This is a genomic window from Streptosporangium sp. H16, from assembly GCF_051918855.1.
In the GTDB taxonomy this organism is placed as follows: Bacteria; Actinomycetota; Actinomycetes; order Streptosporangiales; family Streptosporangiaceae; genus Streptosporangium.
The window spans coordinates 274,672-288,742 of the sequence record NZ_JBPXMD010000006.1; the positions used below are offsets into that span (position 1 = coordinate 274,672).

General features: G+C 69.6%; 8 protein-coding genes. 5 read left to right on the forward strand and 3 right to left on the reverse strand.

Translation table 11 applies throughout. From position 1 onward, the window contains the following. Positions 1–281 precede the first annotated feature (281 nt). From ACTOQ2_RS13060 to ACTOQ2_RS13080, 5 genes are all read left to right on the forward strand, one after another. On the forward strand, positions 282–1,385 hold the full coding sequence (locus ACTOQ2_RS13060) for an ice-binding family protein (protein WP_440099832.1): 1,104 nt from the start codon (positions 282–284) through the stop codon (positions 1,383–1,385). A 367-nt stretch (positions 1,386–1,752) separates the two neighbouring features. Further along, positions 1,753–3,024, forward strand: a complete 1,272-nt coding sequence (locus ACTOQ2_RS13065) for an ice-binding family protein (RefSeq protein WP_440099833.1) — start codon at positions 1,753–1,755, stop codon at positions 3,022–3,024. Between the two features lie 343 nt (positions 3,025–3,367). Beyond that, positions 3,368–6,304 (forward strand): glycoside hydrolase family 48 protein, encoded by a 2,937-nt coding sequence (locus tag ACTOQ2_RS13070; RefSeq protein WP_440099834.1) that lies wholly within the window; start codon positions 3,368–3,370, stop codon positions 6,302–6,304. 161 nt (positions 6,305–6,465) lie between these two features. Further along, positions 6,466–9,267 (forward strand): glycoside hydrolase family 9 protein, encoded by a 2,802-nt coding sequence (locus ACTOQ2_RS13075; RefSeq protein WP_440099835.1) that lies wholly within the window; start codon positions 6,466–6,468, stop codon positions 9,265–9,267. Between the two features lie 225 nt (positions 9,268–9,492). After that, positions 9,493–11,052, forward strand: coding sequence for a cellulase family glycosylhydrolase (locus ACTOQ2_RS13080; protein WP_440099836.1), 1,560 nt, complete (start codon positions 9,493–9,495; stop codon positions 11,050–11,052). A gap of 184 nt (positions 11,053–11,236) precedes the next feature. Here the strand turns inward: ACTOQ2_RS13080 and ACTOQ2_RS13085 are convergent, their stop codons facing one another. The 3 genes from ACTOQ2_RS13085 to ACTOQ2_RS13095 form a co-directional block, all read right to left on the reverse strand. Beyond that, on the reverse strand, positions 11,237–11,545 hold the full coding sequence (locus tag ACTOQ2_RS13085) for a hypothetical protein (protein WP_440099837.1): 309 nt from the start codon (positions 11,543–11,545) through the stop codon (positions 11,237–11,239). A 424-nt stretch (positions 11,546–11,969) separates the two neighbouring features. After that, a complete protein-coding gene (locus tag ACTOQ2_RS13090) occupies positions 11,970–12,542 on the reverse strand; it encodes an SGNH/GDSL hydrolase family protein (protein WP_440099839.1) in 573 nt (190 codons plus the stop codon). A 415-nt stretch (positions 12,543–12,957) separates the two neighbouring features. Further along, entirely contained in the window at positions 12,958–13,986 is a 1,029-nt protein-coding gene (locus ACTOQ2_RS13095; RefSeq protein WP_440099840.1) for a neutral zinc metallopeptidase, read from the reverse strand. Positions 13,987–14,071: the final 85 nt, after the last annotated feature.

Genomic DNA, 14,071 nt, shown 5'->3' on the forward strand with positions numbered 1-14,071 from the left:
ACAAACAGCAACATAGCCATATCTCTCTTATATGCCTCGATAACTACGCAATAAAGCATCCCGCATGTCGTATAACAGATACGACACCGCCGATCAGTAGGGTCAGAAAAAATGGCGCATCATCGGCAATGCGCCTGGACGGATAAATATCAAAAGAAAAGGACAGCACTGTGACAAGAGTTGGTCACTCGCGCATCGTTTCGTGAAATACCGCCCGTTCCTGACTGGCCGGGGTCCTGACCGTCGCGGTCGCGCTGGGCCGTGTCGCCGCGACACCGCGGGTGGCGAGCGCGGCGACGACACCGGACCTTCTGACGGCCGCGGACTACGCGGTCCTGGCCGGGACGACGGTCACCAGCACCGGCCCCACCGTGGTCACCGGGGATCTCGGGGTGAGCCCGGGAACGGCGGTCACCGGCTTCCCGCCCGGCGTCGTGGTCGGCACCATCCACTCCGCCGACGCCGACGCCGCGCAGGCCCAGGTCGACCTGACCTCCGCCTACAACGAAGCGGCAGGACAGGCCGTCGACGCCACTCTCCCGACGGAACTCGGCGGGACCACCGTGACGCCGGGCGCCTACGACTCCGCCGCGGGCACCTTCGAGATCACCGGGGAGCTGACGCTCGACGGGCAGATTGACCCGAACGCCGTCTTCATCTTCAAGACCGCCTCCACCCTGGTCACCGCGTCCGCCAGCACGGTGAACCTCATCAACGGCGCCCAGGCGTGCAACGTCTTCTGGCAGGTCGGGAGCTCGGCCACGCTGGGCACCGGCTCCAGCTTCGCAGGGAACATCCTCGCGCTCACCTCGATCACCGCGACCACCGGCGTGAACGTCAACGGCCGCCTGCTGGCCCGCAACGGCGCCGTCACCATGGACACCAACCTCGTCACGCCGGCCGACTGCGAGGGCCCGCCGCCGAGGGAAGACAGGACAACCGCCACCACGCTGAGCGCGGTGTGCTCGCAGAGGGTGGCGGGCCGGCTCATCCTCACCGCGACCGTCACGGCCTCCGGGCCGACACCGCCCACGGGACCGGCCGAGTTCTTCTTCGACGGGGTGAGCCTGGGCACGGCCCAGATCGACGCGAACGGCCGCGCCATCCTGGCCGTGACCGACCTCGAACCGGGGACCTACCTCGTGGCCGCCTTCTTCCGCAACGCGGATCTGGATGCCAGCGCCTCGACACCGCTGCCCCTGGCCATCGGCCTGGACGGCCCCTGCCCGGCACGGACGGCGAGGGCCGGGGAGGACCGGAGGAACAAGGACCGTCAGAGCATCAGAAACAACCAGAGCAGTGGCAACGCGATCAAGATAAGGGATCGCAAGCGCAAGCATCACCGCCACCACTCGTGGGTCAGGTGCTGCCGCCACCGGCGCTAGTGCCCCGTGCCGAGAACTCACCCGGCACATCCGTGCGCCGGTTCGCGTGTCGTCCCCGGGCCCGTCCGTGTCCGGCCTTCCCGCGTTTCGAGACCATCGAGGGCGTGCCGCCAGGCGGCACGCCCTCTCGTCATGGAAACGGACCCGCGAACGCCGCCGGGCCGCGGCCGGCGGAACGACATCCCACTGAATATCACCACAAAAAACAACACGATCGCATTTTCATTTGTCCACGAATAAGTAACGCGACAAAACAACCCGCATGTCGTGCGGCGACCACGGCGCCGCCGATCAGTAGTCTCGGAAAAACGGCGCATCATCGGCAATGCGCCTGGACGGAGAAATACCAAAAGAAAAGGATGAAACCGTGACAGTCATTGGTCACTCTCATATCGTTTCGCGAAATACCGCCCGTTCCTGGCTGGCGGGAGCCGTGACGGTCGCGGTCGCGCTGGGCTGCGTCGCCGCGACACCGCGTACGGCGAGCGCGGCGCACGCGCCAGGCGCGGCGGGTACCGCGGGCACGGCGAGCGCGCCGGTACCGGTACCGGTGGCGCTCGGCGCGGCCGCGGACTTCGCGGTCCTGGCGGGGACGACGGTCGCCGTCACCGGGGCCACCGTCGTCACCGGCGAGGTCGGGGTGAGCCCGGGCTCGGCGACCGCCGGGTTCCCGCCGGGCGTCGTGGTCGGCGCCGTCTACCTGGACGACTCCGTCGCCGAACAGGCCCAGGACGACCTGGCCATCGCCTACGCCAACGCGGCGAGGCGACCCGGCACCGCCTCCCTCCCCGCGCAGCTCGGCGGGACCACGGTGGCGCCGGGCGTCTACAACTCCATCTCGGGCGCCTTCCAGATCGGCGGGGAGCTGACCCTCGACGGGCGGGGGGATCCGAACGCCCTCTTCGTCTTCAGGGCTCCCGCCCTGACCACCGCGCCCGCCAGCACCGTGCGGCTCGTCAACGGCGCCCAGGCGTGCAACGTCATCTGGCAGGTGGGCGGTTCGGCCGCGCTGGGGGCCGGCTCCCGCTTCGCCGGGAGCGTCCTCGCGCTGACCTCGATCACCGCGGCCAGTGGCACCACCGTGAACGGCCGTCTTCTGGCCCACATGGGCACCGTCGATCTGGACACCACCACCGTCACACGATCCGCCTGCGCGGTCGTGCCGCACCGGAAGACCACCACCAAGCTGGCCGCGTTCTGCGATCCGGGAGCGCCGGGTCACCTCACCCTCATCGCGACCGTCACGACCTCGGGGGCGGCCCCCGCGGCCGGACCGGTCGAGTTCTTCGCCAACGGGGTGCGCCAGGACCAGTCCCCATCGGACGCCACCGGCCACGCGAAACTGATCGTGAACAAGATCCCGCCGCGCACCCATGAGTTCGTGGCGGCCTTCGCGGGCACGAACCGGCTGGAACCCAGCGCCTCATCGGTGCTGACCGTGCCCGTCGGCCCCGAGGGCATCTGCCCGGCGCCGCCGGCGAGTCCGGCCGCTCCCGCTCCCGCCGCCACCGCCGGCGACGGCGGCGGAAAGGGCAGGGACGCCGTGAAGCGTCCGCGCAGCTACACCCTGTTCGGGCCGAAGCACCGCGAGCGCAAGCGTCACCACCCACGATTCCGGCAGCATCGCAACGCGCGCTGACAGGACGGGCCGGAGAACTGTGAATCCGCCCCACCGGCCGGCGGCCGGTGGGGCGGGGCCGCCGGGAGGGCCGGAACGCGCATCCACAAGCAAGCACTCGGCTGGCAAGATCGAAAGTCATGAAACTTTCATGGTTCGCGAAAAAGGCCGTCCGGATCGCAGCAGCCTGGCGGCATGGGCCGCGAAACATCGGCGTAACCGGGGGCGCATGCCATTGACATCCCGTTCACCGTCTCCAGAATCCCTTATGGGAGCGCTCCCACCCCCTCTCTCCCTTGCTTGATCCGATGCGGCGCCACCACCAGCGACTTCGCATCGATCCCCACTCACGGAGGCCCATTTCATGCATTTGTTCCCCATCAAAGCGGGAGCGCTCCCACGCTTCCGGAGACGGATCGCCGCGCTGGCGCTGCTCAGCCTGGCGGCCGGGACGACCACCGCCCTGGCAGCCTCCCCGGCCATCGCCGCCGTCTCCTGCGACGTGACGTACACCACCAACGACTGGCAGGGCGGCTTCACCGCCAACGTGTCGATCAAGAACCTGGGCGACCCGCTGACCGGCTGGACCCTCGGGTTCAACTTCCCGACGACCACCCAGAGGGTCTCCCAGGGCTGGAGCGCCACCTGGGCGCAGAGCGGCCAGGCCGTCACCGCCCGGAACCTCGCCTGGAACGGCAACCTGGCCACCGGCGCCTCGACCAGCATCGGTTTCAACGGCACCTGGTCCGGCTCCAACCCCAAGCCGGACGCCTTCACGATCAACGGCACCACCTGCGGCGGCACCCCCGTCAACCAGCCGCCCACGGTGAGCATCACCAGTCCGGCGGCCGGGGCCACCTTCGCCGCGCCCGCGACCGTGCCGATCACCGCGAACGCGGCCGACAGTGACGGCACCGTCGCCAAGGTCGACTTCTTCAACGGCACCACGCTGCTGGGCACCGACACCACCGCGCCGTACGCCTACAACTGGACGGGCGTCGCCGCCGGGAGCTACTCCATCACCGCGAGGGCCACCGACGACAAGGGCGCGGTCACCACCTCCGCCCCGGTGGGGATCACCGCCACCACCGACTCGGCCCCCGCCGTGGTCGTCACCCCGGCCACGATCGCCGTCCCCGAGGGCGGTTCGGCCAACCTCGCGGTCAAGCTCTCCAAGGCCCCGTCCGCGAACGTCACCGTGACGACCGCCAGGACGAGTGGCGACACCGACCTGACCGTCGCCTCCGGCGCGTCGCTGACCTTCACCACCGCCAACTGGAACACGGCCCAGACGGTACGGGTCGAGGCGGCGGAGGATGCCGACGAGACCTCGGACAGCGCCGAGTTCACCTCCACCGCCACCGGCCACACCGCGGCCAAGGCGACCGCCACCGAGGTCGACAACGACTCGACCGGCGGCGACAACGAGTACATCCAGCGCTTCACCGAGATGTACAACAAGATCAAGGACCCGGCGAACGGCTACTTCTCGCCGCAGGGCGTGCCCTACCACTCCGTCGAGACCTTCCTCGTCGAGGCTCCGGACCACGGGCACGAGACCACCTCCGAGGCCTACAGCTACTACCTGTGGCTGGAGGCGGCGTACGGCAAGGTGACCGGCGACTGGACCAAGTTCAACGAGGCCTGGGCCTCGATGGAGAAGTACATCATCCCGGCCACCGCCGACCAGCCGACCAACGCCAACTACAACCCGTCCAAGCCCGCCACGTACGCCGGTGAGTGGGACGACATCAAGCAGTACCCGTCCAGGCTGGACAGCGGCGTGAGCGTCGGCGTCGACCCGATCGCCAACGAGCTCAAGACGGCGTACGGCACCAGCGACGTCTACGGCATGCACTGGCTGCTGGACGTGGACAACACCTACGGCTTCGGCCGCTGCGGCGACGGGACCACCAAGCCCGCGTACATCAACACCTACCAGCGCGGCCCGGAGGAGTCGGTCTTCGAGACCATCCCGCAGCCGTCCTGCGACACCTTCAAGCACGGCGGCCCGAACGGGTTCCTGGACCTGTTCACCGGTGACAGCTCCTACGCCAAGCAGTGGAAGTACACCAACGCCCCCGACGCCGACGCCCGCGCCGTCCAGGTCGCCTACTGGGCGCACACCTGGGCCAAGGAGCAGGGCAAGGAGGCCCAGGTCTCGTCCACGATCTCCAAGGCCGCGAAGATGGGCGACTACCTGCGCTACGCGATGTACGACAAGTACTTCAAGAAGCAGGGTTGCACCAGCACCTCGTGCCCGGCCGGAACCGGCAAGGACAGCTCGGCCTACCTGCTGAGCTGGTACTACGCCTGGGGCGGCGCCTACGACACCTCCGCCGGCTGGGCCTGGCGGATCGGCTCCAGCCACAACCACTCCGGCTACCAGAACCCGATGGCCGCGTGGGTGCTGTCCAGCGTGGACGCGCTCAAGCCCAAGGGCGCGACCGCCGTGCAGGACTGGACCACCAGCACCAAGCGGCAGATGGAGTTCTACCGCTGGCTCCAGTCGACCGAGGGCGCGATCGCCGGTGGCGCCACCAACAGCTGGCAGGGCCACTACGCGGCCCCGCCGTCGACGCTGCCCACCTTCTACGGGATGGCCTACGACTGGCAGCCGGTCTACCACGACCCGCCGTCCAACCAGTGGTTCGGCTTCCAGGCGTGGTCGATGGAGCGGGTTGCGGAGCTGTACTACGCGACCGGCAACGCCGACGCCAAGATCGTGCTGGACAAGTGGGTCAAGTGGGCCACCGACAACACCACGATCAACGCCGACGGGACCTACCAGATCCCCTCGACGCTGGTGTGGACCGGCCAGCCCGACACCTGGAACCCGAGCAACCCGGGCACCAACTCCGGGCTGCACGTGAGCATCAGGGACTACACGACCGACGTGGGCGTGGCGGGCTCGTACGCCAAGGTGCTGATGTACTACGCGGCCAAGTCCGGCAACGCCACGGCCAAGGCCGTCGCCAAGGGCCTGCTCGACGGCCTGTGGAGGAACAACCAGGACGCCAAGGGCGTGTCGGTCACCGAGACCAAGGCCGACTACAGCCGCCTCAACGACCCGGTCTACGTGCCCCCGGGCTGGACCGGCAAGATGCCCAACGGCGACACGATCAACTCCAGCTCGACCTTCATGTCCATCCGGTCCTTCTACAAGAACGACCCGGACTGGCCGAAGGTGGACGCCTACCTGAAGGGCACCGGCCCCGCGCCGTCCTTCAACTACCACCGGTTCTGGGCACAGGTGGACGTCGCCGTCGCCCTCGCCGAGTACGGCCGCCTCTTCCCCTGACCCCCCGTCCCCGGGTCCGGCTCTCCCCCGGGCCGGACCCGGGCCCGATCCGAGCCCGAGCCGAACCTGACCCGGGCTCCACCCCCTGAGACCTCGGGGCGTGGTGGCACCCCTGACCTGCTGCCACGCCCCGAGCACCACCTGCGAGAGGCACACCCCCCATGAAGAGAAGCTTGGCGGCGCTCGCGCTGCTGGCGCTGGCGGCCGTGCCGGTGACGGTGCCCGCCACCGGCGCCCAGGCCGCGGCGCCCGCCTTCGCGTACGGCGAGGCGCTGCAGAAGTCCATCTGGTTCTACGAGGCCCAGCAGTCGGGGGCGTTGCCGAGCTGGAACCGCGTCAGCTGGCGCGGTCCGTCCGGGCTCGGCGACGGCCAGGACGTCGGCCTCGACCTGACCGGCGGCTGGTACGACGCGGGCGACCACGTCAAGTTCGGCCTGCCGATGGCGGCGAGCGCGACGATGCTGGCCTGGGGCGCGGTCGAGTACCGCGACGCGTACGCCTCCTCCGGGCAGCTCACCCACCTGCTGAACAACCTCAAGTTCGTCAACGACTACTTCATCAAGGCCCACCCGTCGGCGAACGTGCTGTACGGGCAGGTCGGCAACGGCGGCAAGGACCACGCCTGGTGGGGCCCGGCCGAGGCGATGCAGATGGAGCGGCCCGCGTACAAGATCGACGCCTCGTGCGGCGGGTCGGACCTGGCCGGGGAGACGGCGGCGGCGATGGCGGCCTCGTCGATCGTCTTCCGCCCAACAAATCCGACTTATGCCGACACGCTGGTGACGCACGCCAAGCAGCTCTACACCTTCGCCGACACCGTGCGGAAGAAGTACAGCGACTGCATCACCGACGCGTCCGGGTACTACCAGTCGTGGAGCGGCTACAACGACGAGCTCGTCTGGGGCGCGATCTGGCTGCACCGGGCCACCCAGGACGCCTCCTACCTCGCCAAGGCGGAGTCGTACTACGACAACCTCGGCACCGAGCCGCAGTCCACCACGAAGTCCTACAAGTGGACGATCGCCTGGGACGACAAGTCCTACGGCGCCTACGTGCTGCTGAACAAGCTGACCGGCAAGCAGAAGTATCTCGACGACGCCAACCGCTGGCTCGACTTCTGGACGGTCGGGGTCAACGGGCAGCGGGTGAGGTACTCCCCGGGCGGGCAGGCCGTGCTCGACCGGTGGGGGTCGCTGCGCTACGCGGCCAACACCTCGTTCGCGGCGCTGGTCCACTCGGACTCGATCACCGACGCGACGCGTAAGGCGAGATATCACGACTTCGCGGTCAGGCAGATCAACTACGCGCTCGGCGACAACCCGCGCAACTCCTCGTACATGATCGGGTTCGGCGCGAACCCGCCGAAGAACCCGCACCACCGCACCGCGCACGGCTCGTGGACCGACCAGATGACCAACCCGGTCGAGACCCGCCACACCCTGTACGGCGCCCTCGTCGGCGGCCCGCCCGACCCCAACGACGCCTACACCGACAAGCGCGACGACTACGTGATGAACGAGGTCGCCACCGACTACAACGCGGGCTTCACCAGCGCCCTCGCCCGCCTCTACCGCGAGTACGGCGGGGCCCCCGCCGCGAACTTCCCCGTGGCGGAGACCCCCGACGGCCCCGAGATCTTCGTGGAGGCCGGGGTGAACGCCTCCGGCTCGGCGTTCACCGAGATCAAGGCCATCGTGCGGAACCAGTCGGCCTGGCCGGCCCGCTCGCTGACCGACGGCTCGTTCCGCTACTACTTCACCCTCGACGGCAGCACGACCGCGAGCCAGGTCTCCGTGACGTCCGCCTACAACCAGTGCAAGTCCCCGACCGGGCCGACCCTGCTGTCCGGGAAGACCTACTACGTCACCATCGACTGCTCGAACACCTCGATCGCCCCGGCGGGGCAGTCGCAGCACCGACGCGAGGTGCAGTTCCGCATCGCCAGCACCGGGACGTGGGACCCGTCCAACGACTGGTCGTACACCGGCATCGCCACCACGCCGGGCGCGACCCCGGTGCGGGCGCAGAACATGACGGTCTACGCGGGCACCACGAAGGTGTGGGGCAACCCGCCCGGCGACGAGCCGGCGGACACCGTGGCGCCGTCGCGGCCGGGCAAGCCCGCCGTCTCGGCGATCACCGCCACCGGCGCCACCCTGACCTGGACGGCCTCGACCGACAACGTGGGCGTCAGCGGCTACGACGTCTACCGGGGAACGACGAAGGTCGCCACCGCCACCGGCACCTCCCACACCCTCACCGGGCTCACCCCGGCGACGGCGTACACCGTGTCCGTGGTGGCCAAGGACGCGGCCGGCAACTCCTCCACCGCCTCCGAGAGCACCGCGTTCACCACGACGACGGCCCCGGAGGAGGACACCGAGGCCCCGTCGCGGCCGGGCAAGCCCGCCGTCTCGGCGATCACCGCCACCGGCGCCACCCTGACCTGGACGGCCTCGACCGACAACGTGGGCGTCAGCGGCTACGACGTCTACCGGGGAACGACGAAGGTCGCCACCGCCACCGGCACCTCCCACACCCTCACCGGGCTCACCCCGGCGACGGCGTACACCGTGTCCGTGGTGGCCAAGGACGCGGCCGGCAACTCCTCCACCGCCTCCGAGAGCACCGCGTTCACCACGACGACGGCCCCGGCGGGCGGCTGCACGGCCACGTACACGGTCATCAGAGACTGGCAGGGCGCCTTCCAGGGCGAGGTCACCGTCAAGAACGAGGGCACCTCGACGATCACCGGCTGGACGGTGACCTGGAGGTTCCCCAACGGCCAGACGATCAGCCAGCTCTGGAGCGGCGCGCACACCCAGACGGGAGCGGACGTGTCGGTCAGGAACCTGGCCTGGAACGGCACGCTCGCCCCGAACGCCTCGACGTCCTTCGGCTTCACCGCGAGCCAGAACGGCACCAACGGCGTCCCCGCCCCGGTGGCCTGCACCACCGGCTGACCTCCGTTCCGCCGGCCCGCACCGCGGGCCGGCGGAACACTCCGTGGGCCGGCGGAACACTCCGTGGGCCGGCGGAACAGCCCCCTCACCCTGTCGGCCCGCACCGCGAACCGGAGCCCCGCTCCCCGCTGTCCAGGCGTCCGCTCCTTCCCCGGACGCCTCATCGCCCCGGCCGGGCGCGACGACCCCTCCGCCCGGCCGGGCACCCCCCAACCGAGGTATGTCATGCGCACCAGACTGGCGCTGCTCGCGGCGCTCCTGTTCCCGTTCCTCCTCTCCATACCGCCCGCCCATGCCGCCGTCGGCCTCCACGTGAGCGGTACGCGGATCCTCGAGGCGAACGGCGACGCGTTCGTCATGCGGGGGACCAGCCACGCGCACACCTGGTACGCGACCCAGACCGGCTCGTTCGCGGACATCAAGTCGCTGGGCGCGAACACCGTCAGGGTGGTGCTCAGCGGCGGCCGGTGGACCGCCAACGGCGCGGCCGACGTGGCGAACGTCGTCTCGCTCTGCAAGCAGAACAAGCTCATCTGTGTCCTGGAAAATCATGACACCACCGGGTACGGCGAGCAGAGCGGCGCGTACACCCTCGACCAGGCCGTGGACTACTGGATCAGCGTCAAGAGCGCGATCGCCGGCCAGGAGGACTACGTCGTCCTCAATATCGGCAACGAGCCCTTCGGCAACAACGCGACCACCCCCGGCTGGACCCAGGCCACCTCGGCCGCGATCACCCGGCTGCGGAGCAACGGGTTCCAGCACCTGATCATGGTGGACGCGCCCAACTGGGGCCAGGACTGGAACTTCACCATGCGCGACAACGCGGCCACGGTCGCCGCCGCCGACCCGCAGCGCAACACGGTCTTCTCCGTCCACATGTACGGGGTGTTCGACACGGCCGCCGAGGTCACCTCCTACCTGCAGGCGTTCCAGACGGCGGGGCTGCCGCTGGTGATCGGCGAGTTCGGCTTCGACCACTCCGACGGCAACCCCGACGAGGACACGATCATGGCCCAGGCGCAGGCCAGGGGGGTCGGCTACCTCGGCTGGTCGTGGAGCGGCAACGGCGGCGGCGTCGAGTATCTCGACCAGGTGACCAACTTCGACGTCACCAGGCTCACCACCTGGGGACAGCGCCTGTTCAACGGGGCGAACGGCATCGCGCAGACCTCCGTCGAGGCCACGATCTACGGCGGCACCGGCACCCCCGACACCCAGGCGCCGACCCGCCCCGGCACCCCCGCCGCCTCGGACATCACCTCGACCGGCGCCCGGCTGTCCTGGACCGTCTCCACCGACGACCGCGCGGTCACCGGCTACGACGTCTTCCGGGGGACCACCAAGCTCGGTTCGTCCGCGATCAACTCGATCACCCTGACCGGGCTCACCCCGCAGACCGCGTACAGCGTCACCGTCGTCGCCCGCGACGCGGCGGGGAACACCTCCGCCGCCTCGGCGGCGGCGACCTTCACGACCACCCCGGCCTCGCCGGGCGGTTGCACCTCGACATACCGTACGAGCAACTTCTGGCAGGGCGGCTTCCAGGGTGAGGTCATCGTCCGCTGCGCCTCGGCCGTCACCGACTGGCGAACCGTCCTCACCTACCCCTCCGGCGTGAACATCGGCCAGTCGTGGAGCTCCACCCTCTCGGCGACTCCCCCGGTCTTCACCTTCACCAACGCAGCCTGGAACGGATCCGTCCCCGCCGGGGGATCCGTCGTCTTCGGCTTCATCGGCACCTGGTCGGGCACCAGCGCCCCGCCCACCCCCACCCTCTCCTAGACGTACCCGGCGGCTCCCTGGACCTGTTCGGCCGAGCCGCCCCTCCGGCCGCACGCCGACGGCGAGGCCGCCGTCACCGGCGGTCTCGCCGCGGCCCCGCGGCCGGTTCACACCGGCCGCGGGGGTTCCCCCGCGCCGCGCCCGGATCAGGTCGCGAGCGTGCTCCGGCGATCGGGAGATCCGGTCAGTCGTCGAACCCGAAGCGTCCGCTGCTGTTCCTGTTCGACAGGTAGTTGTTGTTGTGGTTGTGGTTGTTGATCCGCACCTTGACGCGGTGGCGGCCGCCTCCGCCGTGCCGTCCCCAGCCGCCCCAGCCGCCGCCGCAGCCGCGGCGGCAGCCACCCCCGCCCCAGGTCGGGAAGGCCGCGGCGGTGACGGCGGTGGTCGTCGTGGCGGCGCTCGCGACGGTGGTCGCCGCGCCTACTCCGACAACCCCGCCGGTCAGCGCCACACTGAACGCGAGCCCTGCGATAACACTCTTGAACTTGGGCATTGCTTTTCCCCTCGAAAGGTTCAATTACCCCGATTGCCGACATTTCTGGATCAGTCGGAAATCATTAGCGATGGATAGATATGACCCATCCCCGCTTGTCATACTTTCCTGCACTCTGTGCCCATAAACGATAATTCAATCCTTTTACACTGCGATTGTCGGGTTATGGTGAGCGCCGAACACTTAAGTGTAGTTTTATGGCGAAATGTCCCTTATGTGCTATCGAGGGCCGTGGTCCATGAAGATCGCGCCGACGGACGGGGCCGGGAGAACCGGGCCGAGGACGGGCTTCCGCGTTCGGCTCAGGCGGCGGAAGACGGTGCCGGGACGAGCGCGACGTCCACCTGTTCCCGGGCTTCCCGGGCTTCCCGGGGCTTCCCTGGCTTTCCCGGGCGCGCCGTTTCCGCCGACCTGTCCCGTGCTCTCAGGAAGGACGCGCCTCGATGCCGTACTTCTGCAGCGCGGAGACCATCCAGCGCGAGAGGCGTACGTGGCCGGTGAGGGTCGGGTGGACGCCGTCGGGCAGGACCGCTCCGCGACCCCAGCCCCGGCCGTGCGAGCCGAGGGGTTCGAACGGGTCGAGGAAGGGCACCTCCTGCCGGTCGGCGGCGAGCAGGACGGCCTCCCGCACGTCGTGGGCCCACCGGGGAGCCTTGGTCATCCAGATCGGGCCGACCAGCACGATCCTGGTGTGCGGCCATCGCCGCCTGACCAGCTCCAGCAGGTGGACGGCCGCGTTCTCGACCCTCGCGGCTCCGATCCGGCGGTCGTTGCGCCCGCCGGAGATGATCAGCATGTTGGGCTCGGGGCGCCAGGAGAGCTCCTTGACGAAGGAGTCCTCGAAGGTCCGGCCCACCCGGCCGGGGTTGACGAAGCCCGTTCCCGCGGCGCCCGCGGTGATCAGCTGCCAGCCCAGCTCCCGCGCGACCCTGGCCGCGTAGCCGTCCCATGCCCGTACGGGACCCGATCCGACCGTGAAGCTATCGCCGACGATCATGACGAGCGGGGCCGGGAGCGGTGAGGCGGGCGGGAGGTCCGTGCCGGTGGCCGGCGGCGTGGCCGCGCCACCGCCAAGGCTGCATCCCGAAATAAGGCAGGAAATCGCCACAAGAAACGCGACCGCGAGCGTCCACGGTCGTCTACGTACGGGCGCGCGCATGCCACCTCGGGAAACGTCGGACTCCCGACATGATTGCAGATGTCCGCCGCCGATCGCGGCGACTCCGCCTCATGAACACGACACGATCGGACCCGCGCCTCCGGCCCGGCCGCCCAGGATCAGGACGGCTCGCCGACCGCGACGGCATCGCCCGGGCCGCGGCGGTTCCACCGGATCGGAGCGGCACCGCCGGACCGTGACGGTCCGGGCCCCGTCCCACCGGGCCCAGGCGGGGGAACAGGGCGAGGGTGGGTCAGCTCACATCGGAGGGGCCGACGGACCAGGTGTTGCAGTAGGCGATCCTGGCGTACTTCCATCCCTGGTGGAGCCAGGCGGCGTAGTGCTCGCCGCTGCCGTGGTCGCGCCGGGGGTTGCCGTTCTGGTCGTCGCCGCGCCCGAACTCCGTCCGCAGGACCTCCTGCCAGCGGGCGGCGGTGACACCCAGCGGCTCCCGTACGGTACGGATGAAGGCCCCGGAAAGGCACTGCGCCTGGAGCTCGTGGCGGCGGGAGTGGGAGTCCTGGGCGGCACGGGACTTGTTGGAGACCTCCCACCACCAGGCTCCGCCGATGCCGGCCATGCTCTGCACGTGGTGCGCGTACTCGTGGGCGAGCACGGCCAGGTAGGGCACGTGGTTCCTGGCGGGGTCGACGTCGCCGCTCTGCTCGATCACATGGCTCAGGCCGATGTACATGCCCCGGTTGGACGGGCAGTAGTAGGCGGAGGCGGAGTTGTCGGGGTAGGTCCCGCAGGGGCCTCGTCCCGGACGGGCCCAGTAGACCTTGCGCGCCGGGAGGAAGACCGCGCCCGCCTGGGAGAACTTCGCCGACCACGCCCGTTCCAGGCAGTCGGTGACGGCGTTGAGATAGGCCAGCATGTCGCGGGGCTGGGTCGAGGGCCGCGGGGCGCGGCAGGTGGTCCGGCGCATCAGGCCCGTGCCGTACAGCGGGTTGCGCTTGAGCCGGGCCGTGGTGTCCGAGCGCCGCATGTAGCGGAGGTCGACGGCCATGTTCCGCGCCGCGGCGACCGGCGCGATCTCGACGCCGCCCAGCGAGCCGAGGTCTAGCTTCTCCGGCGGGGTGAAGTCCGGCGTGGTGATCTCGGTGTCCCCCGTCTGCCGAGGGGGTGCGCTTCCCGTCGCCACCGGTGCGGTTCCGGGGCCGGCGGGGACCTCGGCCTTCTCCTCACCGGCAAGACCGGCGATCACCACGACCATGGCGAACGCCAGGGCGAGAACACCGAGTACGCCGAAGGCCAGCGGGTTCGACCCCCGTGGGCGCATGTGACCGCCTCTCCAAAGAGTGGATCTCCGGGCGGCAATCTAGCGGATATACACACATATGGGTTTATGAGCGGGAAAAAATGGA

Bases quoted from the DNA above. Each gene is read 5' to 3' on its own strand.
- ACTOQ2_RS13070 (WP_440099834.1), top strand. From the start codon at position 3,368: ATGCATTTGTTCCCCATCAAAGCGGGAGCGCTCCCACGCTTCCGGAGA.
- ACTOQ2_RS13075 (WP_440099835.1), top strand. From the start codon at position 6,466: ATGAAGAGAAGCTTGGCGGCGCTCGCGCTGCTGGCGCTGGCGGCCGTG.
- ACTOQ2_RS13080 (WP_440099836.1), top strand. From the start codon at position 9,493: ATGCGCACCAGACTGGCGCTGCTCGCGGCGCTCCTGTTCCCGTTCCTC.
- ACTOQ2_RS13085 (WP_440099837.1), bottom strand. From the start codon at position 11,545: ATGCCCAAGTTCAAGAGTGTTATCGCAGGGCTCGCGTTCAGTGTGGCG.
- ACTOQ2_RS13090 (WP_440099839.1), bottom strand. From the start codon at position 12,542: ATGATCGTCGGCGATAGCTTCACGGTCGGATCGGGTCCCGTACGGGCA.
- ACTOQ2_RS13095 (WP_440099840.1), bottom strand. From the start codon at position 13,986: ATGCGCCCACGGGGGTCGAACCCGCTGGCCTTCGGCGTACTCGGTGTT.